Annotated in this window: 16 protein-coding genes; 10 read left to right on the plus strand and 6 right to left on the minus strand. The window is 70.1% G+C overall.

The features are described from left to right. Positions 1-73: 73 nt before the first annotated feature. From GCG21_RS06735 to GCG21_RS06745, 3 genes are all read left to right on the plus strand, one after another. Entirely contained in the window at positions 74-1207 is a 1134-nt protein-coding gene (locus GCG21_RS06735) for a WxL protein peptidoglycan domain-containing protein (RefSeq protein ID WP_194164973.1), read from the plus strand. A 114-nt stretch (positions 1208-1321) separates the two neighbouring features. Then, positions 1322-2509 carry an ROK family transcriptional regulator gene (locus tag GCG21_RS06740; RefSeq protein ID WP_152818511.1) on the plus strand — a complete coding sequence of 396 codons (1188 nt, stop codon included), beginning with the start codon at positions 1322-1324 and terminating at the stop codon, positions 2507-2509. A 23-nt stretch (positions 2510-2532) separates the two neighbouring features. Further along, positions 2533-3060: a DUF488 family protein gene (locus GCG21_RS06745; protein ID WP_152818512.1), complete on the plus strand. Its 528-nt coding sequence runs from the start codon at positions 2533-2535 to the stop codon at positions 3058-3060. A 13-nt stretch (positions 3061-3073) separates the two neighbouring features. On the opposite strand, the gene GCG21_RS06750 is transcribed toward GCG21_RS06745, so the two are convergent. Then, entirely contained in the window at positions 3074-5602 is a 2529-nt protein-coding gene (locus GCG21_RS06750) for an ATP-dependent DNA ligase (protein WP_152818513.1), read from the minus strand. A gap of 75 nt (positions 5603-5677) precedes the next feature. Between GCG21_RS06750 and GCG21_RS17225 the strand changes: the two genes are divergently transcribed. After that, positions 5678-8467, plus strand: a complete 2790-nt coding sequence (locus GCG21_RS17225) for a LuxR family transcriptional regulator (protein WP_152818514.1) — start codon at positions 5678-5680, stop codon at positions 8465-8467. A gap of 30 nt (positions 8468-8497) precedes the next feature. Here GCG21_RS17225 and GCG21_RS06760 read toward each other — a convergent pair whose 3' ends face one another. Further along, the gene (locus GCG21_RS06760; protein WP_152818515.1) at positions 8498-10504 is read right to left on the minus strand and encodes a VaFE repeat-containing surface-anchored protein; all 2007 of its coding nucleotides are present in this window, start codon (positions 10502-10504) and stop codon (positions 8498-8500) included. Positions 10505-10676: 172 nt separating this feature from the next. On the opposite strand from GCG21_RS06760, the gene GCG21_RS06765 reads away from it, so the two are divergent. Both GCG21_RS06765 and GCG21_RS06770 read left to right on the plus strand, forming a co-directional pair. Next, the gene (locus tag GCG21_RS06765; RefSeq protein WP_370517358.1) at positions 10677-11447 is read left to right on the plus strand and encodes a cyclase family protein; all 771 of its coding nucleotides are present in this window, start codon (positions 10677-10679) and stop codon (positions 11445-11447) included. Continuing rightward, positions 11444-13096: a thiamine pyrophosphate-binding protein gene (locus GCG21_RS06770; RefSeq protein WP_370517359.1), complete on the plus strand. Its 1653-nt coding sequence runs from the start codon at positions 11444-11446 to the stop codon at positions 13094-13096. The genes GCG21_RS06765 and GCG21_RS06770 overlap by 4 nt, the downstream gene beginning before the upstream one ends. Positions 13097-13180: 84 nt before the next feature. Here GCG21_RS06770 and mmsB read toward each other — a convergent pair whose 3' ends face one another. The 4 genes from mmsB to GCG21_RS06790 all read right to left on the minus strand — a co-directional run bounded on the left by mmsB (position 13181) and on the right by GCG21_RS06790 (position 18472). Further along, on the minus strand, positions 13181-14356 hold the full coding sequence (gene mmsB, locus GCG21_RS06775) for a multiple monosaccharide ABC transporter permease (RefSeq protein ID WP_152818516.1): 1176 nt from the start codon (positions 14354-14356) through the stop codon (positions 13181-13183). Next, entirely contained in the window at positions 14353-15894 is a 1542-nt protein-coding gene (gene mmsA / locus GCG21_RS06780; protein WP_152818517.1) for a multiple monosaccharide ABC transporter ATP-binding protein, read from the minus strand. The genes mmsB and mmsA overlap by 4 nt, the downstream gene beginning before the upstream one ends. A gap of 74 nt (positions 15895-15968) precedes the next feature. Continuing rightward, positions 15969-17129, minus strand: coding sequence for a multiple monosaccharide ABC transporter substrate-binding protein (gene chvE, locus GCG21_RS06785; RefSeq protein ID WP_152818518.1), 1161 nt, complete (start codon positions 17127-17129; stop codon positions 15969-15971). A 341-nt stretch (positions 17130-17470) separates the two neighbouring features. Next, the gene (locus GCG21_RS06790) at positions 17471-18472 is read right to left on the minus strand and encodes a LacI family DNA-binding transcriptional regulator (RefSeq protein ID WP_194164974.1); all 1002 of its coding nucleotides are present in this window, start codon (positions 18470-18472) and stop codon (positions 17471-17473) included. Positions 18473-18964: 492 nt separating this feature from the next. On the opposite strand from GCG21_RS06790, the gene GCG21_RS06795 reads away from it, so the two are divergent. From GCG21_RS06795 to araA, 4 genes are all read left to right on the plus strand, one after another. Next, the gene (locus GCG21_RS06795; protein WP_194164975.1) at positions 18965-22051 is read left to right on the plus strand and encodes a hypothetical protein; all 3087 of its coding nucleotides are present in this window, start codon (positions 18965-18967) and stop codon (positions 22049-22051) included. A gap of 206 nt (positions 22052-22257) precedes the next feature. After that, the gene (araB, locus tag GCG21_RS06800) at positions 22258-23973 is read left to right on the plus strand and encodes a ribulokinase (RefSeq protein WP_152818521.1); all 1716 of its coding nucleotides are present in this window, start codon (positions 22258-22260) and stop codon (positions 23971-23973) included. Positions 23974-23980: 7 nt separating this feature from the next. Next, positions 23981-24706, plus strand: coding sequence for an L-ribulose-5-phosphate 4-epimerase (locus GCG21_RS06805; RefSeq protein ID WP_152818522.1), 726 nt, complete (start codon positions 23981-23983; stop codon positions 24704-24706). Next, positions 24703-26214 (plus strand): L-arabinose isomerase, encoded by a 1512-nt coding sequence (gene araA, locus GCG21_RS06810; RefSeq protein ID WP_152818523.1) that lies wholly within the window; start codon positions 24703-24705, stop codon positions 26212-26214. The genes GCG21_RS06805 and araA overlap by 4 nt, the downstream gene beginning before the upstream one ends. Position 26215: the final 1 nt, after the last annotated feature.

Genomic DNA, 26215 nt, shown 5'->3' on the forward strand with positions numbered 1-26215 from the left:
ATCCCCGAACGGCGCTCCCGTGGCACCATGCCCTGGGGCCGCGCAGGCGGCACGTTCCCGGAAGGACATCACCGTGGCATCAGCACACCCCCGATTCCCGGCCCTGCTTCGACAACGCGCCCGCGCCGCTGCTCGCCTCGGCCTGCTCGCGGTCGCTGCCGTGATCGCCGCCGTCGTGGCGGTGCCCGCACCGGCCACGGCCGCCGACGAGGAGGGCGACCGGGTGCAGTGGTCGATCGGCCCGGGCGAGTCCCTCTCGGGGGAACCGCGCACGACGATCGACTACACCGTCGAGCCCGGCATGACGGTGACCGAGGAGGTGCTCGTGTCGAACCTGGGGGAGGAGCCGCTCACCCTCGACCTCTATGCCACCGATGCCCTGGCGACCCGCGACGGCACCTTCACCGTGCTGCCCGCGGCGGAGGAGCCGGTGGCGCTGGGAGCCTGGATCACCCCCGCGGTCGACGAGGTCGAGCTCGCGCCCGGGGAGGCGGCCACCGTGCCCATCACGATCGACATCCCCGCGAACGCGATGCCCGGCGACCACGCGGCCGGGATCCTCGCCGCCCGCACCTCCGGAGCCGCGAACGACGCCACGAACGTCACCGTGGACCAGCGCGTGGGAACCCGCGTCTACATCCGGGTCAACGGCGACCTGACGCCGCAGCTGTCCGTGACCGACCTGTCGGTCCGCTACGGCGGGGCGTTGTGGCCCTTCCGGCGTGGCCCCGCCACGGTCGACTACGAGATCACGAATACCGGCAACGTCCGCCTCGCCGGCTCGGCCACGATCGCGCTCCAGGGCCCCTTCGGGCTGCGGGTCGGCGGATCCGAGCCGATCGAGATCGCCGATCTGCTCCCGGGGGGATCCGTGACCGGATCACTCACCCTCGAACCGACGTTCCCGCCGGGGCGCCTGAGCGCCGTGGCCGACGTCGACGGCCTCAACCTGCCCGGCACCGTGCCCGTGACGGTCCCGCACGAACGCGCCACCGCGACCATCTGGGCGGTCCCGTGGGCGGCGGTGGGCATCCTCGCCCTCGTGGTGGCGACCTGGTGGTGGCGCCGGCGCCGGCTCGTGCGAGCCCTGCGGGCCGAGCGCGCCCGGGCCGACCGGGCCGACCGAGCCGTCGCGGCGGCGGCCGTCGCGAGCCCGGAGGGAGCATCGCCCGGCGCGGCACCCGGCGCGGACTCGCTGGTGCCGTGACCTGCGAGTGAGCGAGACAATGGTGCCATAGCCTGCACGAACGGGCCGGAGCGATCGAGGTCGTCGCGGCACCGCGACCAGTCCCGGCACGGTCCGAGCGGAGGGGAGCACATCATGGACAACGGGCGCATCGCCGGTACACCGAGCCTGCTGCGGTCGCTCAACGATCGCACGACCGCCGGGCTGCTGTTCGATCACGGCACGCTGTCGAAGGCCGAGCTGGGGGCCGCGAGCGGGCTGTCCAAGCCGACCGCCGCCCAGAGCCTGCAGCGGCTCACCGACCTCGGCCTCGTGACCACCGGCGGGTCGCGCACCGGCGGCCCCGGCCCGGCCGCCCAGCTCTTCGAGCTCGACCCCACGACCGGCTACGCGATCGCCGTCGACGTGGCCAACGAGATCGTGCGCGCGAGCATCCACGGCCGGGACGGCTCCGTGCTCGGGAACCTCACGAGCATCCCCGGGGGCCGGATGGCCGGCGAGGTGCTCGTCGAGATCTTCACGACGCTCACGGCCGAGGTGCCGATCTCGCCGCAGACGACCTATTCGATGGCGGTCGGGGTCTCCGGTGCCTACGACGAGGTCGCCGACCTCGTGCGGCACGGCGACCACCTGAGCGAGCTCGTCGGCGGGCTCGAACAACCCGGCCTGCGGGAACGCATCAGCGCGGCCGTGCCCGCCCGCGTGACGATCGAGAACGACGTCAAGCTCGTGGCCCTCGCCGAGAGCAGCACGGGCGCCGCCGCCGAGGCCGCCACGTCGGTGTTGTTCTGGGCCGAGGCCGGGGTGGGGGCCGCGGCGGTCCTCGGGGGGCACATCCACCGCGGCGCCACGGGCAGCGCGGGGGAACTGGCCTACCTGCCGGTGGCGGGCGGACCGCACACGAGCCCCCGGGAGCCCCGCGGCGGATTCCAGGTCGTGGCCGGCGGGGCCGCCCTGACCGAACTGGGCCGAGCGTGCGGCCTCGCCGGGGACCCGGCGGGCATGATCGCCGCGGCCGCCGCCGCCCCGGGCACCCATGGCGAGGAGTTCCTCACCGAACTCGCGCGCCGCTACGCCACCGGCATCTCCGCCCTCATCGCCGTGCTCGACCCGGAGGTGGTCGTGCTGTCCGGGAGCTATGCGGCGGCCGGCGGCCAGGTGCTCGCCGACCGGGTCGCCGGCGCGGTCGCGGACCAGGCCATGCGCCCGGTTCCGGTCGTGCTCGGCGCACTGACCGACCGCCCCGTGCTCACCGGTGCCGCGCACCTGGCCCGCTCGAAGCTGCGCCAGGAGGTGCTCGAGCGCATCGGCCCGGTCGCCTGACGACCCGCGCTACCGTGGACGGGATGACCGCCGCCACGATCGGGCACTCGAACCGCACGGCCGAGGAGTTCCTCGCGCTGCTGGGCGAGCACGGCATCACCCACCTCGTGGACGTGCGCCGCCTCCCCGGCTCCCGCCGCTACCCCTGGTTCGACCAGGAGAACCTGCGCGCCGCGCTCGAGGCGAGCGGCGTCGTCTACACGCACCAGGGCGCGCTCACCGGCCGCCGGCGCACCCCCGCGGGCACGCCGAGCATCAACGGCGGCTGGGAGAACGCGAGTTTTCGCGCCTACGCCGACCACATGCAGACCGATGAGTTCCATGCGGCCGCGGACCGGCTCGCGCAGGCGGCGCAGCGCGAACCGGTCGCGGTCATGTGCTCCGAGGCGGTGCCGTGGCGCTGCCACCGCCGGATGATCGCCGACGCCCTGCTCGTGCGCGGAATCGCCGTGACCGACGTCATCGGCCCGAACTCGGCCCGCCCGCACGAGCTCACCCCGTTCGCCCGCCGCGAGGGCACGCGGCTGTGGTACCCGCCGGAATCGGATTGACGACCGAGCCGGCTCAGGCCTCCCACCGCACCTCCTCGGCGGACACCTCCGGCCGCCACCCGCGCCAGACCGGCTGCCGCAGCACGCCGGCCCGGGTCGGGCCCGCATGGCGCACCTCGCCCACCCGGGTCGGCCGCACCCACCGCGCATCGCGGGCGATCGCGGCCGGGATGTCGCCCGCCGGCGGTGTCTTGCGCTCGAGCGAGTGCAACGCTCGCGGGATGTCGGCGCGATCCGCCTGGCGCAGCCCCGTGCCGACCCGGCCGGCGTAGCGCAGCCGGCCGTCCTCGGGCACGGCGAGCAGGAGCGAGGCGAGCTCCTCGGCGTTCTCCGCCCGCGGCCGCCAGCCGATCACCACGACCTCCTGATGGCGCTCGTGCTTGATCTTGATCCAGTCCCGCGTGCGCCGCCCCGAGGTGTAGTGCGAGTCGTCGCGCTTGGCGAGCACCCCCTCGAGCCGGAGTTCGCGCGACGTGCGCATCGCCGCCTCGAGATCGTCGCCGTGCACCGGCGGCACGTGCACGAACTCGCCCTCGCCCACCTGCGCCTCGAGTTCGGCGCGGCGCTCCGCGTAGGGCGCGCGCAGCAGCCGCCGGGGCTCACCGTCGGCGGCCCGCAGCTGCAGGGCGTCGAACACCATGAAGTGCACCGGAGTCCGCTCGCGTTCCGCCTCGACCCTCGCCGGCGTCGACAGGTTCATCCGCCGCTGCAGCACCCCGAAGTCCGGGGCGCCGTGGCCGTTCAGCGCGACGATCTCGCCGTCGAGCACCGAGCGAGGCGGGGCGAGGTCGGCCAGCTCGGCGAGTTCGGGATACGCAGGGGTGAGGTCGGTGCCGTTGCGGGAGAGGAGCGTCACCTCGCCCGAGGCGCTCGTGAACGCGATCGCGCGCACGCCGTCCCACTTCATCTCCATCCTCCACCCGGCCTCCCGGTCGAGGTCCGCGGCCGAGCCGGCGGTGGCGAGCATGGGGGCGGGGAGCGTCGACCGGGTGAGCGGGTGCGCGCTGCCCGTCGTATCCGCCTGCGGCGAGCCTACGGACGACGCCGTCCCCGCCTCGCGCATCAGCCGTTGCGCCGCGCCGTCCGCACCCCCCGCACGCGTTCGCTCGGGCTGCTCCTTCATCAGGTGCAACAGCCAGTTCTGCTCGTCCTCGGGCTTTCCGCCGGTGTGGATGAGGGCGTACCGGCGATCGAGACCGCCGAGGCCGCCGGTGCCGTCGGAGGAGCCGGGGGAGTCGGGCGAGCCGGGGGAGTCGGAGGCGGCGGGGTGGAGTACGACGATCACCTCCTCGCCCTCGCGCCACTTCTCGGCGGTGTAGGTGCCCGAATCCCAGATCTGCACGGTGCCGGCGCCGTACTCGCCCGTGGGGATCGTGCCCGAGAACGTGGCATAGGACAGCGGGTGGTCCTCGACGCGGACCGCGAGCCGGTTCGAGCCCGTCTCCAGCGGCGGGCCCTTGGGCACGGCCCAACTGGCGAGCACGCCGTCGCGTTCGAGCCGGACATCCCAGTGCAGCCGGGACGCGTGGTGCTCCTGGATCACGAAGATCTTCTCCCCGGTGCGCAACTGCGGCGGGTCGGCCGGCACCGGCTCGGGCGTCCTGGCCGGATCGCGCATCGAACGGTACGTGGCGAGCCGGTCGTCGGCCACGCTCGAGCGCAGGCCGAACGGCGACATCGGGTCGATGCCGGCGGCCACCCGCTCGAGCACCTGCCGGTACTGCAGCTGCGCGAGCCTCGGGTCGTCGATCTCCTCCCACGTGCGCGGCGCGGCGACGGTCGGCCGGGGCCGGCCCCGCAGGGAGTACGGGCAGATGGTTGTCTTCGCCGCGTTGTTCTGGGACCAGTCGATGAGCACCTTGCCGCCGCGCAGGTCCTTGCGCATGGTCGAGACCGCCAGATCCGGACGGTCGGCCTCGATCGCCCGGGCGAGCTCCTTCGCGACCGCCGACGCGTGCTCCGAGGTGGTCGACCCGTCGAGCCGGGCGTACAGGTGGATGCCCGTCGAGCCGGAGGTCACCGGAACGGCGGTCAGGCCCATGCCCTCGAGGACCTCCCGGCACAGCCGCGCGACCTCGGCGCATTCGGCGAGGCCGGCACCGGGCCCGGGATCGAGGTCGAGCACGAGCCGGTCGTGGTTGGAGCGCCGGCCGCCCGCATCGACGCGCCACTGCGGCACGTGCAGCTCGAGGGCGGCGAGCTGGCCGAACCAGGCGAGCACCGCCGCCTCGGTCGCGAGCGGGTAGGTGTTCGTGCGCTCCTTGTGACGGTAGGTCACCCGGGGCACCCACACGGGGGCGTCCGGCTCGAGATCCTTGCGGAAGAACCCGGGTGCGGGCTCGGCCGCCGTGCCCACGCCCTCGACCCAGCGCTTCCGGGTGACCGGTCGCCCGGCCGCGAGCCCGATGAGCGCCGGGGCGATCGCCACGTAGTAGTCGATCACGTCGCCCTTGGTGGTGCCCGTGGCGGGGTAGAGCACCTTGTCGAGGTTCGTCAGGCGCAGGGACCGGCCCGCGACGGCGGTCGTGGCGGCGGCGGGCATGCGGTCCTCCCTCTGGAACCAGTGTCCCCTCCGCCGGTTCCCGAGGCTACGGGGCCGCGCTGATAACCTCACGCCGTGGTGCATAGACGACCGACTTCGCCCGCCACGCAGCGGCGACACGACATCTCGGCCTGCCTCGACCGGGCCTACGACCGCGGCGGGCTGACCCTGCTCGTCGACGGCCTCGCCGGGATGGGGAAGACGACGATCCTGCGTGAGCTCGCGCGGCAGGCGTTCGAGGCCGACCGGTGGCCGGTCACGTATGTCACCGCCGACGAGGTCGAGCGGGCCGAACCGTACGCGTTCATCGGGCGGCTGTTGGCGAGCGGGCTGCCCACCGACGGGGACCTCGTGCCCGACGCCACCACCCAGACCGTGCCGGTCGCGCAGGCCTGCCTGCGCGCGATCCTGGCACCGCACGGGGCGCCGGGCCGGGTCATCGTCGTGGACGACGCCCAGTGGGTCGACCCGGAGTCCGTGCGGGTCCTGCGCTACGTCCTTCCCCGCGTCAACCGCCGTGTCCTCGTCGCGATCGGGGTCCGCACGCCCCACGAGCCCGGCGGCTTCGGCGACTATCTGCACGGACTGACCTCGGGCAGCCACCACGACCTCCACTATCGCGCGGAGCCGCTCACCGCCCCGCAGATCCAGGCGCTGGCGGTCGAGCAGTTCGGCGTGGGGATCGCCGCCCGCAACGCCGAGCAGCTGCGGTTGAGCACGGGCGGCTCGTTCCTGGCGATCGACTCGATCTTCGGCCGGCTCACGCGCGCGGAGATCTCCCAGCTGCACCTCGCCTGGAACATCCCGATCCGCCGGGTGGGCGCCGTGGACAACCCGTTGCTGCACCGGCACGAGCGGATGAGCGCCCCGGCCCGCGCCACGGCGGAGCTCGTCTGCCTCGCCGGGCACGAGATCTCCCGGGCGACCCTGGCGCGCGCGGCCCGGCGACTGGGCGAGGGCGTGCACGTGGAGGAGGCGATCGGAGCCGGGGTGCTCTCCGAGTCCGGCTTCGGTGCGACGATCATCCCCGCCCACGACCTCATCGGCCACGCCATCGCCCAGACCGTCGACCACGAGCGCTCCCGGGCGGTCTCACGGGTGCTGGCGGACGTGACGGACGGCTACCGATCCGTCATGCACGCGCTGCGCGGAGCCGAGGAGTGGACCGCGCAGCTGCGCGGGCAGGTCACGGACTATGTGCGACGGGCCGTCGCCCGAGCGAGCTACGCCAACGCCTCCCGGGTGCTGCGCGCGGCCCTCGACCTGGCCACGGACGCCGCCGTCCGCCACGACCTGCTCGTCGACCTGGCCCTCGTCCACCTCCGCAACAACAGCGGCTACGAGGTGCTCGACCTGCTGCCGGAACTCGAGGACCTGCCGCGCAGCCTCCTGCGCGAGTTCATCGTCGTCATGATCGGTGCGCACCGCACCGACCAACCATTCCCGCACGAGCGGACCGCGGCCATGCTCGCGCCGAGCGAGGATCCCGACGAGCTCACCATCCAGGCCTTCCTCTCCTTCGTCCTGGTGATCATGACCATGCGCACCGCCGACCGCTCCCCGGTGCCCGGCCTCATCGCCGCCGCCCGGCACTTCTTCTCCCTCGTGCCGGCGACCCCCGAGGCCCTGAGCGACGAGCGGTTGGCGTGGATGGTCGCTCCCCGCGAATACCTCGTGCTGCTCGACGCCTACGAACTCGTGCAGTTGCAGCTGGGCGGCGACCTGCGCGCGCTCGCCTCCCGGCTGCCCGAGGTCGAACGGGCCCGGCGCGCGATGCCGGAGGGATCGCTGCGGGTCGACGTGACCGTGGCCCTCGCCGGCAACGAGGTGGCGCTGGGCAGGCTCGGGCGGGCGCGGGACCTCGCCGAGGAGGCCACGGACCTGTCCAACCGGGTGAGCAAGGCCTGGGCCGCGGGAACCGTGCGCATCATCCTCGCCGACTGCATGATCCGCCAGGGCGACCTCGCCGCGGCCACCGACGTGCTCGCGGTGATCGTCGACCTGTCCTACGACGTCCTCGACGTCGAGACCCGCCCGGTCGCGGCGGCGATGGCCGCGATCGTGGCCGCGATCCGCGGGGAGGAGACCGCCCATCTGCTCGCGCAGGCCCGCGTCATCGACGACATCGCCTGGGAGGGCTACGGGCGCGACCTGCCCGTGCTCGCCGGGTGCGAGGCGGCCCGGGCGCTCGGGGACCCGGCCGAGATCCTCGCCCTGACCTCCCCGGACCGGGTGGGCGGCATCGTCAACACCCAGTACGGGTTCCTCACGTATCGGGCCCACGCGCTCCTCGACCTCGGCGACCACGTGGCGGCGGCGGAGCTCATCGGCGAGCTGGAGCGGCGCCGTGCGGCGGGGACGTGGCTCGAATACTGGGGCACCCTCGCGTGGCTGCGGGCCCGGCTGGCCGAGCATCACGACGCCGGCGCGGCCCGCGCCATGTACGAGGACGCGGTCGCCACCCGCGACTACCCGCTGCCGGCGGCGCTGACGTATATCGACTACGGGCACCTGCTCGCCGGGCAGGGCGATGCGAGCGGGGCCCGGCGCGCGTGGGACAGCGCCCGGGCGATCCTCGAGCGCCTCGGGGCCGGCGCGTACCTGCCCCGGGTGCGGGCGGCGCTCGAGTCCCTCGCGGACGGGGACCGCATAGCGCGCTCCCGCCTCGTCGCGGACCTGACCCGCCGTGAGCACGAGATCGCCGGCCACCTGGCGCAGGGCCGGTCCAACCAGGAGATCGCGGTCCTGCTCGTCGTCTCCGAGGCCACGGTCCGATTCCACGTCTCGAACGTGCTGCGCAAGCTCCACCTCTCCTCCCGCGCCCAGGTCGCCCGGGTACTCCACGGCCCCGGAGACCCTGCCTGAGCAGGGCACTCCGGGGCCGCGGGGGCGGGATCAGCCGTTCGCGCGGATCCGGCGGACGGACAGGAGCAGGCCACCGCCCAGGAGCAGCCCGGCCGTGAGCCACAGCGCCGCGCCGGACGATCCCGCCCCGGTCTGCGGGAGCGGTTCCGACGAGCCCGAAGACGCCGGGCCGGTCGGCTCAGGGGTGGGCTCAGTCGGCTCAGTCGGTTCGGTCGGCTCGGGGGTCGGGGGCGGGGTCGGCTCGGGGGTCGGCTTGGGGCCGACCACGACCGTCTGGCGCTCGTCGTCGAGGTCCTCGTGCGTGGCCAGCAGCCTGCGGTCCTCGATGGTCACCTCGGTGGGCACCGCCATCGTGCGCGCACCGCCGGCGAGCATCGCCGTGCGGGAACGCTCGAGGTACAGCCGCTCGAACACGACGAGGGTCGCATCGGCGTAGCCGGCGGGAACGTCGAAGTCGACGTGGACGATCCCGGCGGAGCTCTCGGCCACGAAGGAGGTCTCGGAGGTGAGGCCGGTCGACTCGCCCGTGGCGTGATCCCTCACCTCGCCGGTGACCACATACGACTCGCCCACGACGAGACCGGAGTAGGAGACGTCGTCCCTGAGCGTGGAGCCGTCCGGATCGAGCAGCTTCTCACCCGTGGCCAGGTTGTAGGCGTAGGTGTCGATCGCGGGCCGGTAGACGGTCTGGTTCTCGTCGTCGATGTCGGCGTGCGCGGCGACGGGAACGCCGTCGCGGTAGAGGTGCTCGAAGACCACGATGACCTCGCCGGTCAGGGCGCCGGCGGGAATCTCGAAGGTGAGATCGACGCTGCCGGTCGGGGTCTCGGGGGTGAAGGTGGCGGTGGCGGTGAGGCCGGTGGGCGTGCCGCCGGCCTCACCGCGGGTCATGAGCTCGCCCTCGATCGTGTACTCGGTGCCCGGCACGAGGCCGTCGTAGTCCACGGTGTCGACGATCGTGGCCGGGCCGGACTCGGGCAGGAACCTGCCGCCGTCCTCCCCGTTCACCGCGGTCGTGCCGATCCGCGGGACGGCCTCCCACTCGACGGTGGCCGTCGCGGTCACCTCCACCTGCTCGCTTCGGGCGATCATGAGGGACTGGGTGCGGGGCTTCGTGTTCGTGACCAGCACGCCGGTGCGCTCGGGCCCGGTCACGGTCGCCGTGATGCTCACGTCGCCCGCGGGGGCGGCGGCGGGCACGTCGAGGAAGAGGTCGACGCCGGTCGGGGCGGCGGACACGTCGACGGGCGTGCCGTCGGCGAGCACGAGCGGGTAGGGGCCGGCGACGGTGGCGACCACCGTGGGCTCGGAGGAGTCGAAGACGATCGGGCCGACGAGGGTGCCGGCCCGGCCGGTCGCCCGGGGCGGTGCGACGCTCAGCTCGGGTCCCTCCGATTCGGCCCGTCCGGTGTTCGCCTCGCCGGTGAGGTAATCCACGAGGTCCTGCACCCGCAGGGCCGCGGGCGAGGTGGTGTCGGTGGCGCCGGTGCCCTCCCGCAGGCCCTCGTAGGCGAATCGCGCCTCCGCGGGCGCGGCGTCGGTATAGGACCAGATCGCGGCCTGCGATCCGGTGATCGCCTCCTTCTCGGTCAGGCCCTCGATGCCGGATCGGTCGGCGAGCTCGGCCAGGGTGATCTGCGGATAGGTGCCGTGGACGATCCAGGCGACGTGTTCGCGCACCCGCTCGTCGGTTCGGAAGTTGTTGTTGCCGGGGAAGTCGTCCCAGCCGCCGATCTCCAGGCCGATCTCGTAGTGGGCTCCGACCGTGAACTCGACGCAGTAGGCGAACAGGTCCGGCGTGCCGTCGTCGTCGGAGTGGAGGGCGAAGAGGGTCGTGCCCTCGCGGCCCGCGGGTGTCTGGATGCCGTAGCCGCGGACGGCCTCCTCGTGGGTGCCCATGGCGGGGTATCCGGGATCGAAGCCGGTGTCCGCCCGGGCGGGCCCGGCGGGGGACCAGAGGCCGAGGGTGGCGGCGAGGGCGGCCAGGAGAATGATGATGCCGGCGCGGCGGCCGGTGGATGAGTGACGTTCGAGCATGGCGCCAACCTAGGAATTCCGCGGCCGGGTGACCCTAGCGGAACGGCTGGGTTCCGCGTTGGACTTCCCGTTGGGGCCGGCGGGCAGGCGACTCCTCGCCCGGCCGGGGTGCGCCCTCCCCGGCGGGGCTGTGCCAGAATCGCGGCAGGAACCCAGTCGAAGGAGACCACCCGTGTCCGTGTTGACCCAGCTCGTGACCGACCTGCGCGAGGGCCGCATCGAAGTCGTCGACCTCACCGCCCCGTTGAGCAGCGAGACCCCGATCCTCGAGCTCCCCGAGATCTTCGGCCAGACGGCCCGATTCGAGCTCGAGGAGATCTCCCGCTACGACGACCGCGGCCCCGCCTGGTATTGGAACAACTTCCGCACCGGCGAGCACACCGGCACCCACTTCGACGCGCCGAACCACTGGGCCAGCGGCCGCGACCTGGCGGACATCTCCGCGGTGCCGGTGTCGAGCTTCGTGGCCCCGGCCGTCGTGCTCGACGTGACCGCGGACGTGGCCGCCGACCCGAACTTCCTCATCGAGCGCCACCACGTCGAGGCGTTCATGGCCGAGCACGGCCCGCTGCCGGCCGGCGGCTGGCTCCTGTGCCGCACCGGCTGGTCGGCGCGCGCGGGGCAGGCCGACATGATCAACCGCATCGACGGCGAACCGGCGAGCCCGGGGCTCTCGGCCGAATGCGCCCAATGGGTGGCCCAGGAGACGCCGCTGCAGGGCCTCGGCGTGGAGACCGTCGGAACCGACGCGGGCGCCGCGGCCGGCTTCGACCCGCTGTTCCCCTGCCACGACCACTTCATGGGCGCGGGCAAGTACGGGCTCGCGCAGCTGCAGAACCTCGACCGACTCCCGCCCACCGGGGCGGTCGTGCTCGCCTCGCCGCTGAGGATCGTCTCCGGAAGCGGGTCGCCCGTGCGGGTGCTCGCGCTCGTCGAACGGTGACGGCCGACACGTGCGCAGGCGCGATCGGGCGCGCGCTCGTGGACGCGGGCATTCGCCACGTCTTCGGCGTCGTCGGATCGGGCAACTTCCACCTGACGAACGCGATGATCGCGGCCGGGGCGACGTTCACCGCGGCCCGGCATGAGGGCGGGGCCGCCACGATGGCCGACGCCTATGCCCGCACGAGCGGTGCGGTCACCGCGGTGAGCGTGCACCAGGGGTGCGGTTACACGAACGCGATCACGGGCATCGCGGAGGCCGCCAAGTCCCGCACCCCGCTCGTCGTGCTCGCCCCGCTCGCCACCGCGCCCTCCTCCAATTTCGCCATCGACCAGGGGGCGATCGCCGCCGCCGTCGGGGCGGAGTCGGTCACGCTCACCGACCCGGGCGCGGCCGCCCGGGATGCGGCCCGTGTCGTCGCCCGGGCGCGGGAGGGCCGCCGCACGATCGTGCTCCAGTTGCCGCTTCCGCTTCTGGACGACGTCGCTCCCGCGGGTGCATCGGCCCACCGTCCGGGTGGGTTCGCCGCGGCGGGGGCGGGCGCCGTCGAACCGGGCGAGGCCGACCTGGCCGCGCTGGCCGCGCTGGCCGCGGCGATCGGGGCGGCGAAGCGGCCGGTGTTCGTGGCCGGGCGGGGCGGGCGCGCGCCGGGGGCGCGGGAGGCTCTGCTCGACCTCGCCGAGGCGAGTGGCGCGCTCGTGGCGACCTCCGCCGTCGCTGCCGGGCTCTTCCACGGCGACCCGTGGGACCTGGGCATCTCCGGCGGGTTCTCCAGCCCCGGCGCGGCCGAGCTCATCCGCGGCGCCGACCTCATCGTGGGCTGGGGATGCGCCCTGAACATGTGGACGATGCGGCACGGCCGGCTCATCGGCGATCGAGCCACCGTGGCCCAGGTCGACGACACGACGGGCGCGCTCGGCGCCCACCGGGAGATCGACGTGCCCGTGGTCGGCGACGTGAGCGCCGTGGCACGCGCCCTGCTCGGCCGGATCGGGCCGCGTGCGGGCTACCGCACCGGCGAGGTCGCCCGCCGGCTCGCGGCCGGGATCGGCTGGCGGCACACGCCGTTCGACGACGCCTCCACGGCCGAGCGGATCGATCCCCGCACCCTGACGCTGGCGCTCGACGAACTGCTGCCCCTCGAGCGGGTGATCGGCGTGGACTCGGGCAACTTCATGGGCTACCCGAGCGCGTTCCTGCGGGTGCCTGACGAGCGGGGCCTGTGCTTCACCCAGGCGTTCCAATCGATCGGCCTCGGGCTGGCGACCGCGATCGGCGCCGCCCTCGCCCAGCCGGACCGGCTACCGATCGCGGCCCTCGGCGACGGGGGAGCCCTCATGGCCGCCGCGGAGTTCGAGACGCTCCGCCGGCTCGGCCTGCCGATGCTCGTGATCGTCTACAACGACGACGCCTACGGGGCCGAGGTCCACCACTTCGCGGGCGAGGACCTCGACACGGTCACGTTCCCGCCCACCGACATCGCGGCGATCGCCCGCGGCTACGGCCTCGAGGGCGTGACCGTGCGCCGGCCCGGGGACCTGGACCCCGTGCGCGCCTGGCTCGATGGGCCCCGGGAGCGTGCGCTCGTCATCGACGCGAAGGTCACCTCCGAGCCGTCCTGGTGGCTCGCCGAGGCCTTCGGGCACTGAGGAGCCGGGCGTTCCTGCCCACGCACCAGCGCGTGCGGCCGGCCCATCGAGGCCGGCCGCACGCCTTGGATCCGCGCGGAATCGTCAGCGTCCACCCGCGCGACGCTTGTTGTAGACGTCGAACGCGACCGCCAGAAGAAGCACGAGTCCCTTGACCACCTGCTGAGTGGACGAAGGCAGACCCATGAGCTGCATGCCGTTACTCATGACGGCCATGATGAGGCCACCGATCATGGCTCCGGTGATCCGGCCGATCCCACCGGTGATCGCTGCGCCACCGATGAAGCACGCCGCGATGGCGTCGAGCTCGAACATGTTCCCCGCGCCCGGTTGGGCACCGTTCATGCGGGACGAGTAGACGACCCCGGCGACGCCGGAGAGCAGCCCCATGTTGACCATGATGAGGAAGTTGTCGCGCTTGACCTTGACACCCGAGAGCAGGGCGGCCGGAAGGTTGCCCCCGATCGCGTAGACATGCCGGCCGAACGTCGTGCGCTGCATGACGATCGAGTACACGATGATGAGGACCGCGAGAATGATGAGCACGTAGGGAAGACCGCGGCTCCGGGAGAGCTGGTACGCGAAGGCCATGACGATGGCCGCAACCGCGACGAGCTTGAGCAGGAACAGCGGGAAGGCGGCGACCGCCTGGTTGAATCGGAGAGTCGCCCGACGATCCCGAATCTGTATGACGACGTACCCGACGACCGCGAAGGCGAAGATGACGAGCGTGAAGACGTCGAAGCCGTAGCCACCCAACAGCCCGTTGAAGAATCCGTTGGCGATCTCGTAGTACGGGCCGCCGAAGGGTGACAGCGAGACATTGTTGAGCACCTGGTACGTCAGGCCCCGGAAGAGGAGCATGCCGGCGAGCGTGACGATGAACGCCGGGATTCCGACGTAGGCGACCCAGAACCCCTGCCAGACACCGGCGAGGAGTCCGACCGCGAGCGCGGCGAGCACACCCACCCACCACGGGGCCCCGTGCTTGATGACGACCACGGCCGAGACCGCGCCCGTGAGGGCGAGGAGGGAGCCGACGGACAGGTCGATATGGCCACCGACGATCACGATCATCATGCCGATCGCGAGGATGAGGATGTAGGAGTACTGCAGGACGATGTTCGTCAGGTTGCCGGGGCTGAGGAAGTTCGGATTGAACACCGAGAAGAACATGACGATCACCGCGAGGGCGATGAGGATTCCGCTCTGTCGCAGATTGCTCGACCAGAGCACTCGGAGGTTCGCGATTCCGGTCATGCTGCTTGTACCTTCTCCCTGGTCATGAGCTCCATGAGATTCTCCTGGGTTGCTTCTGCTCGCGGCAGTTGTCCTGTCATCCGTCCGTCGGACAATGTGAAGATACGATCACATACTCCGAGAATCTCTGGGAGTTCGGAGGAGATGATGACGACTGCTTTTCCGGCCGCGACCATGCGGTTGATGATCGTGTAGATCTCGTACTTGGCGCCGACGTCGATCCCGCGTGTCGGCTCATCGAGGATGAGCACCTCGGGCTCGGTGTAGAGCCACTTGGACAGGACGACCTTCTGCTGGTTCCCACCGGAGAGGTTTCCGGTGATGGTCATGACATTCGGTGTCTTGATGTTCAGATTGGTTCGGTACTCCTCGGCCACGCGGAGTTCCTCATGGGCGTTGACCCAGCCACGCCGGGTCAACCGCCGCAGGCCGGCCGCCGACACGTTGCGGCGGACGTTGTCGATGAGGTTGAGCCCATACTGCTTACGGTCTTCGGTCACATAGGCGACGCCGTGAGCGATCGCTTCGGAGACCGTACGCATGCGGATCTCCTCACCGTCGAGATACACGCGGCCGGAGATGTCACGTCCATAGCTCTGGCCGAAGAGGCTCATGGCGAGCTCGGTGCGGCCCGCGCCCATGAGGCCGGCGATTCCGACCACTTCGCCCGCGCGTACGTCGAAGCTCGCCCGATCGACGACCTTCCGGCCCACCTGGCTCGGATGGTAGACGGTCCAATCCTCCACCCGGAGCACTTCCGCACCGATCTCCGGCACGCGCTGGGGGTAGCGATGCTCGAGGTCTCGGCCGACCATGCTCCGGATGATACGTTCCTGCGTCGCATCGGCATCGGCCATGTCGATGGTCTCGATCGTCCTGCCATCGCGAATGATGGTCGTGCGGTGAGATATCGCCGCGATCTCATTGAGCTTGTGCGAGATGATGATGCACGTGATGCCACGCTCGTTGAGCTCGCGTAGTAGATTGAGAAGATGTTCGGAGTCGTTGTCGTTCAGGGCGGCCGTGGGCTCGTCGAGGATGAGGAGTGACACGTTCTTCGACAGTGCCTTGGCGATCTCCACCAGTTGCTGCTTACCGACACCGAGTTGGCCGACGCGTGTTGTCGGCTGTTCTGCCAGGCCGACCTGTCGCATCAGCTCTGCGGCCCGGGAGCGGGTCTCGTGCCAATCGATCATTCCCAGCCGGCCGCGGACCTCGTTACCGAGGAAGATGTTCTCGGCGATGGACAGCTCGGGTATGAGGGCCAGTTCCTGATGAATGATGACGATACCGTGGGCCTCGCTGTCGTTGATCGAGGCGAAGCGAACCTCATCGTCGTTGAAGCGGATGTGACCGGTGTAGCTGCCGTACGGGTAGACGCCGGAGAGCACCTTCATGAGGGTCGACTTGCCCGCGCCATTCTCACCGCAGATCGCGTGGATCTCGCCGCGGCCGATCTCGATGGTGACGTCCGTGAGTGCCTTGACGCCGGGGAAGGTCTTCGTGATGTCGTGCATCTCCAGGATGTTCTCGGTCATGACGAGCGACGTCCTCCAAATTTGAGGGGATGGGCCGCGCCTCTCGTTCGGGCGCGGCCCATCCCAGCGGTGGCTCACTGGCCGGTGTCGACCTGCTCCTGGGTGTAGTAGCCGGAATCGATCAGCAGCTCGGAGATGTTCTCCTTGTACACGATGTCCGACTCGAGCAGATAGGACGGAACGATCTTGACGCCGTTGTCGTACGTCTCGGTGTCGTTGGCCTCCGGCTCGTCCCCCTCGAGGAACGACGTGGCGGCGGTCACCGCCTGGCTCGCCAGCTTACGGGTGTCCTTGAAGATCGTGGCGAACTGGACCCCCTGGTCGATGAGGCTGACCGAGGCGATCTCCGCGTCCTGCCCGCTGACGATCGGCAGACCCTCCTCGAGGCTCGGACCGTGCCCGGCGCCCTGGAGTGCCGTGATCACGCCACGGGAGATTCCATCGAAGGGAGACAGCACGCCGTCGAGTTCCTCACCGCCCGAGTAGGTCGAGGTGAGTAGGTCCTCCATGCGGGTCTGTGCCGCCTCCTGGCTCCAGCGGAGCGTCGCGACCGTGTCGAAGTCCGTCTGGCCCGAGGGCACGACGATCCGTCCGTCCTCGAGGTACGGCGCGAGGGTCTCCATGGCTCCGTCGAAGAAGAATCCGGCGTTGTTGTCGTCCGGGGAGCCGGCGAACACCTCGATGTTCTGCGGGCTCGTGGGCGCGTCGGCCGCCTCGGTGCCATCCTCCTCGAGGAAGCCGAGGCCGACGAGCAGCGAGGTGGCCTGTTGGACGCCGACGTTGTAGTTATCGAACGTGACGTAGAACTCCACGTGGTCGCTGCCGTTGATGAGGCGGTCGTACGCGATGACCGGGATGTCCTTGGCAGCGGCCGACTCGAGCTGACTCGACAGCGCGGTGCCGTCGATCGACGCGATGATGAGCAGGTCGACACCCTGCGTGATCATCTGGTCGATCTGCTGACTCTGCGTGGGGATGTCGTCGTTCGCGAACTGCAGGTCGACGGTGTAGCCCTTCTCCTCGAGCTGGCTCTTGACTGCCTCCCCGTCGGCGATCCATCGTTCCGAGGTCTGGGTGGGCATGGCGACACCGATGGTCTGATCCGACGGATCGGCATCGGCGCTGTCGCCGCCGGGTGCGTCATCGACGCCGCCCGCACCCTGACCGCCACACGCGGCCAGGGTCAGGGCTAGTCCCAACCCGGCGGTGGCCGCCACAAGTCTGTTGATACGCATGTACTCCTCCTTGAGAGATTGCCTGCCGTAGCAAGGCCGCAGGGCCGTCGATGCCCGCCTACGAGGGGTCGACCACCTGGGTTGGTCATGGCCCCGCGGCCAATGTGCGCGCTAACATCGTAAGCCCGCATGGCGGCCGATGTCACTAGCTGGGGGCTGAGCTGCGGTCTCGATTCGGTAACGAGTGAGGTCTGGGGCGTCGAGCGATACGGCGGCGGCGGGCGGGGCGCGTGGCCCGAGACCTGGCGACCGAGCCTCACGGCGCCCGGTGGACGCTTCGCGTAGGAGGGAATCCGCCGATGGCCCCGCGGCCGTTGCGTGGCCGGGGGAGTGGTCGCCGGCTAGAGGCGGCGACCTGTCGAACCTCGGACGACGAGGCGGGGGTGGATGAGCGATTGCGTCGACATGCTTCCATCGATCGCTGCAAGGAGCACGTCGATCGCCTTGTGGCCGACCGCGTCGAACGGCTGTCGCACGGTCGTGAGAGGGGGCTGGTAATAGTCGGCGCCGGAGATGTCGTCGTAGCCGACGACGGAGACGTCCTCCGGGACGCGGAGACCCACTTCGTTGAATCTCCGCATGAGGCCGAGGGCGAGAAGGTCGTTCGCCGCGAACACGGCCGTGATCTCCCGGTGTCGGCGGAGCAGCTCGAGGCCGGCGTCGTACCCGTCGTCGGCGCCCCAACCGGCGTGGAGCAGGTGTGCGGTCGACAGTCCGGCATCGGTCAGCTCCGCGCGCCACCCCTCCAGCCGGGCGCGCGCGTCGAACCAGTTGAGGGGTCCGCTCACGTGCGCGATGTGCTCGTGACCGAGGGAGGCGAGGTGCCCGGTGGCAAGGCGTGCGCCGAAATCGTGGTCGACCGCGACGACGTGCATGGGGGCGGGGGAGGTGAGACCGGGAGCGATGATGACGACGGGGAGTGTGTCCGCCAGGTCGCGTGTCGCTTCGGCCATCTCAGTAGTCGGGGCCACGACGATGAGACCGTCGACAGCAAGGTCGAGGAAGAAGTCCAAGGTTGGAGACAGGCTGCTCGTCTCGCTGTCCGTGCCGGCCGAGATGGTCGCGTACCCGGACGCCCGGGCGGCGTCTTGGATCGCCATCGCCATATGGCTCGGTCCGAAGTGCGTGACGGATGGGTTGACCACCCCGATGAGGCGCGTGCGGTTCGTGGCAAGAGCACGCGCGGACAGGTTTCGCCGGTACCCCATCTCCTCGATCGCCTCGAGGACTCGTCGACGAGTCTCCGGCCGGACGAGGGTCGGACTGTTGAGTACTCGTGACACGGTTTGGTGTGAGACTCCGGCGCGTGCGGCCACGTCGGCCATGACGGGTGCTTTCGCCATTTTCGTAACTGTCCAGTTCGAGCGTGGATGGGAGCGTGCGGTGCGAAGCCGCCACCGATGCCTGGATCGGTCGCGCTTCTGCGTCATCCTCGGACGCTGGGAGGTCCCGGAAGCCGCCTCGAACACGAGATCCGTTCCGTTCCGGCCGTCGAGTGATGCCTGATCGGCATGATAGTCGGTGTGCCACCCGTCGGCACCTACTCCGGGACTGCGTCGACGGGAACAGGGAGGGTGCGTGGTTGGGCTCCCGGCGTGCCCGGTCGACGCCGATGCCACGGATGCCGACGGGTCTTGACAGCGCGAACGTTAGCGCTAACATCGGGATGCCGGTTGAGCCACAGAGATGTCGTCCGGCAGCGTGTCAACGAAGATCACAACCAGTACGGGGAGGCACCGAGGAAGATGACCAAGCAATCTCATACGGATGTATACAGGGGATCGAGGAGACCGTCGTTCGGAGCGAGAGCCGTTGGGCTCGCGGCGACGGCGGCCATGGCGACAGCCGGGCTCCTCGGGGCCTCCACGGCGCTTGCGCCCGAGGCTCAGGCCGACGACGACGTCATCGACGTCGAGGTCGACGCGAGCGTGGTGGGGCGTACGTACGACGGAGTGGGAGCCGTGTCCGGGGGAGGGGCCACGACGCGACTTCTGCTCGACTACCCGGAGCCGCAGCGCTCCCAAGTGCTCGACTATCTGTTCCTACCGGGATACGGGGCCTCGCTGGAGATGCTCAAGGTCGAGATCGGGGGCGACACGAATGCGACCGACGGCTCGGAGTCGAGCCACATGCACGTGCCCGACGTCGTCAACTGTGAGACCGGCTACGAATGGTGGTTGATGCAGGAGGCCGTCGAGCGGAATCCGGACATCAACCTGGGTGGCCTCGCATGGGGGGCTCCCGGATGGCTGGAAGACGAAGGCGGATACTTCTCCGACGCGACGATCGACTACTTCCTCAACTGGCTCGGATGTGCAGATGAATATGGTCTGAACATCGATAACATGGGTGTGCGCAACGAACGCACCTACGACGTCGAATGGGTGATCAAGTTCCGTGCCGCGCTCGATGCCGCGGGGTACGAGGACGTCCGGATCGTTGCATCCGACGAGGCCGCGGTCAAGGGTGAGTGGCCGATTGCTGTTGATATGGCGGAGAACGCCGAGCTGCGGGACGCCGTCGACGTTCTCGGCAACCACTACTCCTTCGGGCCGAGCTCGGAGACCGCCCAGGCGCTCGATAAGCCGTTGTGGATCTCGGAAGGGGGGCCGTGGTCGGCCGAATGGGGAGCAGGTGGCCCGCCGCGGGCGATTTCCTCCCTCCTCAACAACTCGTACCTCCGTGGCCAGATCACGGGCGTCCAATTTTGGAATCTGCTTACCGCATACTATGACGGCTTGAGCATCTCCGATGCCGGGCTCATGCGTTCGAACACGCCGTGGTCGGGCGCCTATCAGGTGCAGGCGGCGATCTGGACCGTCGCGCACACGACTCAGTTCGTGAGCCCGGGATGGCTTTACCTGGACAATTCGAGCGCGCACTTCGACGAGGATGACATTCTCAAGGGAAGCTACGTGACGAGACGTGCTCCTGATACCGGCGACTGGTCGATGGTGATCGACCGGATCGCGACGGAGGACTCCCAGACCATGCGAATCAGCGTCGACGATGAGCTGATCGGCGACACGATTCATGTCTGGCAGTCGACCGAGAACGAGTGGTTCAGTCAGAAGGATGATCTCACCCCCGATGCAGATGGATTCGTCGAGGTCACGATCCCTGCGGACTCCGTCGTCACGTTGACCACGACGACCGGGCAGGGCAAGGGCACGGCCGTCGGAAAGAACGAGTCGGCATTCCCGTTCCCGTACCACAATTCGCTGTCCGACGGCGGGCCCTCGGGACAGACGCCCTATCTCTCACAGATGGAGGGGGCGTTCGAGGTGCGTGACTGCGTCGGTGGGCGCGATGGGGAATGTCTGACCCAGGTATCCCCGCGCCCCGCCATCGGGTGGGCGCCGTGGACCAAGCCGACGGCCCTGCTCGGCGATCTGGCGTGGGCCGACTACCAGGTGAGTGCGGACGTCTGGATTCCTGCCGGCGGGGCCGGGGAGGTGCTGGGGCGGTTGTCGAACGATGCGATGCAGCCGGTTCCGAACGGATACGGATTCTCGTTGGATGCCGAGGGGCACTGGACGTTGAGCCGAGGTGAACTCGGCGGGAAGGAGATCGTCGAGTTGGCGACCGGCGCGACCGAGGGCGTGGATGAAGGCTGGCACCGGCTCACGATCCGCTTCGACGAGGATCGGATCTCGGGTCTCATCGACGATGTCGAGGTCGTCCAGGTCGAGGACGCGACCTGGGCCAGCGGCATGGCCGGGGTGGCCAGTGGGTATGCCCCCACGCAATTCGCCGATCTCGCGATCGAGCCGCTCGCGCCGCTCGAGTTCGTGCATGTATCGGATGGCGCCGTCGCCGTGTCCGGATCCGGCTGGGAGCCTTGTGAATTCGGCGGCGACGACTGCCGCGTGGTCGACGCTCCCGAGGTCGATGCGTCTGCGGACGGCACCGCCGTGACGTCGAATACGGCGGGGGACGTCCTGGAATTCGGATTCCAGGGTGTCCAGGGGACACTGACGGGTTTTGCGGTTCCGACCGGTGGAAGCGCGTTGGTGTCGATCGACGGCAACGAACCGCAGACGCTTTCCTTCGATCGAATCGGTGACGATGCCGCCGTCGAGTGGCGGACGCCGATTCTGCCTGCCGGCAGCCACACCTTGCGGGTCGAGGTCGTGAACGGTTCCGCCGATGGTGGTGGCGTGGTCGTCAACGGTGTCCAGGTCGTGCCGAATAATGGTGCGCTCAGCTCGATCGATGACCAGATGGAGGGAGTGGGGCTCGGCGGATTCGACTACCGAGGTAGCGGCTGGCTCAGCTGCCCGGGCTGCATCAACAACTCCCAGCTCTTCCACGGGTCGGTGACCTACTCGGACAACCCGGGAGACACCGTGTCATTGCGCTTCGTCGGCGACCGCGTCGATCTCTACGGACTGCGTGATTCGCGGCAGGGCCAGACCGACGTCATGATCGATGGCCGTCGTGTCGGTACCGCGGACTTCAACGGAAGTGAGCGGGTCGGTAACCAGCTGATCTGGCAGAGCGAGCAGCTGCCGATGGGTGAGCATGTTCTCACGCTCATGGTGACCGAGGAGAGTGGGCGGATCAATGTCGACCGAGTCGTCGTCCACGGCGACATCTCCGATGGGGGGTCGACCGAGGAGCCGACCGATGACCCGACAGACGAGCCGACCGACGTGCCGACCGGTGACCCGACAGACGAGCCGACGGAAGGATCGGCGGACCAGTCGTCCGATGGTGCGTCCGCCGGTGCGGACACAGGCTCGGCGGGAGCGGAGGACATCTCGACGGCGGCAGCGGCGTCGGGAGACGCGGACGGTTCGGAGTCGGGCGATGGGCGGCTCCCGGACACGGGCGTCAGCGTCGCGTTCCTGTGCCTGCTCATGATCACGGCCACCGCAGCGGGCGTGCTGATCCGGCGGCGGGGACTCGCGACCCGATGACGGGTCGTGGGCGGGGCGGGACCCCCTCCCGCTGATCCCGTCCCGGCGCAGGCGGGGTGCTCCGTGCAGAGCCACGGGCCACCCCGCCTGCGCCCGGCCATTGCCCGCGCGACGCGTTTGACAGAGCGAATGTTAGCGCTCACACTAGTCGTGTGGGGCGAGCGTCACGCATCGCTTCAGATGGATTCGATCGCGAAGGAGAGATCATGGCCGAACGTGCGGGAGAGCTTGTGGTCGGAGTGGACTTCGGAACGCTCTCCGGGCGGGCCGTCGTGGTCCGTGTGGCCGACGGCACCGAACTCGGCAGTGCCGAGCATGCGTACAGCCACGCCGTGATGGAGCGCGAGCTCACAGCCGGTGACGGTCGCGCACTCCCGCCGGACTGGGCGCTCCAGGTGCCGCGGGACTACATCGACGTGCTCCGTCACGCCGTGCCGGCCGCTCTCGCCGACGCGGGCGTCGATGGCGGGGACGTCATCGGCATCGGCACGGACTTCACCGCCTGCACTATGGTGCCCACCCTGGCCGACGGCACCCCGCTGTGCGACCTGCCCGAATACCGCGATCGGCCGCACGCCTACGTCAAGCTCTGGAAGCATCACGCGGCCCAGGCCCACGCCGACCGAATCAACGAGCTTGCCCATGTCCGCGGCGAAACCTGGATCGGTCGCTACGGCGGCCTCATCTCCTCGGAGTGGGAGTTCGCCAAGGGGTTGCAGCTGCTCGAGGACGACCCCGAGCTCTACGCCGCCATGGACAGGTGGGTCGAGGCGGCCGACTGGATCGTCTGGCAGCTGAGTGGCGAGTACGTTCGTAACGCCTGCTCCGCCGGATATAAGGGCATCCTCCAGGACGGCGAGTACCCGAGCGAGGAGTTCCTCACCGTCCTCAACCCCGACTTCGGCCGATTCGTGGCCGACAAGGTCGACCAGCCGGTCGGGCAGCTCGGGCAGGCCGCCGGCCGGCTCACCCCGGAGGCCGCCGCCTGGACCGGTCTGCCGGCCGGGATCGCCGTCGCCGTCGGCAACGTCGACGCGCACGTGACCGCACCCGCCGCCGGAGCCGTCGACGCCGGGCAGATGGTCGCGATCATGGGTACCTCGACGTGCCACGTGATGAACGGCGAGACTCTCGCCGAGGTGCCGGGCATGTGCGGAGTGGTCGACGGTGGCATCCTCACCGGAGCCTGGGGCTACGAGGCCGGTCAATCCGGCGTCGGCGACATCTTCGCCTGGTACGTGAACAACCAGGTGCCCGCCGCGTATGCGCAGGAGGCGGAGTTGCGGGGACAGAGCCTGCACGAGTACCTCACGGACCTCGCCGCGGGTCAGCAGGTCGGCGAACACGGCCTCGTCGCCCTCGACTGGCATTCGGGGAACCGTTCGACCCTGGTGGACCACGAGCTCTCCGGCCTGCTGATCGGCCAGACGCTCACCACCCGGCCCGAAGACGTCTACCGGGCGCTGCTGGAGTCGACCGCTTTCGGTACCCGGGCGATCATCGAGGCCTTCGAGTCCTCCGGCGTGCCCGTGACCGAGCTCGTCGTGGCCGGCGGTCTGCTCAGGAACGCGTTCCTCATGCAGCTGTACTCCGACGTCACACGACTGCCGCTCTCGACCATCACCTCGTCTCAGGGGCCGGCGCTCGGCAGCGCGATCCACGCCGCCGTGGCCGCGGGTGCCTACGCCGACGTCCGCGGTGCCGCGGCCGCGATGGGACGGCGCACGATCGCCGCGTACACGCCGAACGAATCCGCGGCGCGCCGATACGACGAGCTCTATGCGGAGTACCGCCTTCTGCACGATCACTTCGGTCGAGGCGGAAACGACGTCATGCACCGCCTCAAGGCGATCCGTCGCGACGCGGTCGTGGCGCGAGAACCGGTCGGCGCCACCAGCGCCGTTCCCGCAGCGAAGGGATGAGGAGACCATGAGACTGAGCGAACAGAGCGCGGCTGTGCAGGAGGCCGTGGCGGCGGCGCGCGAACGCGTGGCCAGACTGCATGCCGAGCTCCCGCGAAACGATCTCGTCGTCTGGACCGCCGGCAACGTGTCGGAACGCGTCGCGGGCGCGGACCTCTTCGTGATCAAGCCCTCCGGCGTCTCCTACGACGAGCTCACCCCCGAGGTGATGGTCGTGTGCACGCTCGACGGCGCGAAGATCGACGACGGCACCCCGGGCGCGCTCGTTCCATCCTCCGACACGGCGGCCCACGCCTACGTGTACCGGCACCTGGCGCAGATCGGGGGAGTGGTGCACACCCATTCGACGTACGCCACGGCCTGGGCGGCTCGCGGAGAGGAGATCCCGTGCGTTCTCACGATGATGGCCGACGAGTTCGGCGGGCCGGTCCCGGTCGGGCCGTTCGCGATCATCGGTGACGACTCGATCGGGCGCGGGATCGTCGAGACCCTCGCCGGCAGTCGCTCGCCCGCGGTGCTCATGCGCAATCACGGGCCCTTCACGGTCGGCGCGGATGCGCGTGCGGCGGTCAAGGCGGCCGTCATGGTCGAGGAGGTGGCGCGTACGGTGCACCTCTCCCGGCAGCTCGGCAACCCACTCCCGATCGCGCAGGGCCACATCGATTCGCTGCACGACCGTTACCAGAACGTCTATGGACAGGGCGCCTCGTCGCCGAAGGAGAAGAAGGCATGAATCACGACCCGTTCGAGCGCCGCGAGGTCTGGTTCCTCACCGGGAGCCAGGACCTCTACGGGGACGACGTCCTCGACCAGGTGATGGAGCACTCCCGCACCCTGGCCGCCGTGCTCGACGACGCCGACGCGATTCCGGTGACGGTTCGCTGGAAACCGATCCTCAAGGAACGCGACGGCATCCGGCGGATCGCCCTCGACGCCAATTCCGACGACGCGTGTGTCGGCGTCATCGCCTGGATGCACACCTTCTCCCCGGCGAAGGCCTGGATCCAGGGGCTCGATGCGCTACGCAAGCCGCTGCTCCACCTGCACACGCAGGCAAACGTCGCGCTGCCGTGGGCGGACATCGACATGGACTTCATGAACCTGAACCAGGCCGCCCACGGCGACCGGGAGTTCGGCTACATCGCGACCAGGCTGGGCATCTCCCGCAAGACCGTCGTCGGTCACGTGAGCGACGCGGGAGTACAGGCACGGGTCGGCACGTGGGTACGGGCAGCGGCCGGCTGGGCCGAGGCGACGGGCCTCCGGGTCGCCCGGTTCGGTGACAATATGCGCGACGTGGCCGTGACCGAGGGCGATAAGACCGAGGCGGAGTTGCGGCTCGGGGTCTCCACCAACACGTGGGGCGTGAACGACCTCGTCGACCGCGTGGACGCCGCCGACGAGGACGACGTCGACTCCCTGGTCGCGGTCTACGACGAGGCGTACGACGTTGTTCCCGAGTTGCGCGAGGGCGGCGCCCGCCGGGAGTCCCTCCGCTACGGGGCCCGGATCGAGCTGGGGATGCGGTCCTTCCTGGAGTCGGGCGACTTCGGCGCCTTCACCACGAACTTTCAGGACCTGGGCGGGCTCCGCCAGCTCCCGGGCCTGCCGGTCCAGCGACTCATGGCCGACGGGTACGGCTTCGGCGCGGAAGGAGACTGGAAGACCGCGATCCTCGTGCGACTCGCCAAGGTCATGGGGCACGGCCTTCCCGGTGGCGCCTCCCTCATGGAGGACTACACCTACGAGCTCACCCCGGGCAGGGAGAAGATCCTCGGAGCGCACATGCTCGAGGTCTGCCCCTCCCTGACGCGCGGCACGCCCCGGCTGGAGATCCATCCGCTGGGTATCGGCGACCGGGAGGATCCGGTGAGGCTGGTCTTCGACGCCGACAACGGGCCCGCCGTGGTCGTCGCCCTGGCGGACATGCGCGATCGGTTCCGTCTCACCGCCAACAAGGTGACGATCGTCGGGCCCGACGCCGAACTGCCCAAGCTGCCCGTCGCCCGCGCAGTCTGGGAGCCGGAGCCCTCCTTCGCCACGTCCGCCGAGTGCTGGCTCACCGCCGGCGCCGCCCACCACACGATGATGACCACCCAGCTCCATCTCGACGTGCTCGAGGACTTCGCCGAGATCGCCGAGATGGAGCTGGCGGTCATCGACGAGGCGACCACGCCCCGAGGCTTCCTCAAGGAACTACGCTGGAATCAGGCCTACTACCGACTCAAGGAGGGGCTCTGAG

This window comes from Pseudactinotalea sp. HY160, from assembly GCF_009372055.1.
Classification (GTDB): domain Bacteria; phylum Actinomycetota; class Actinomycetes; order Actinomycetales; family Beutenbergiaceae; genus HY158.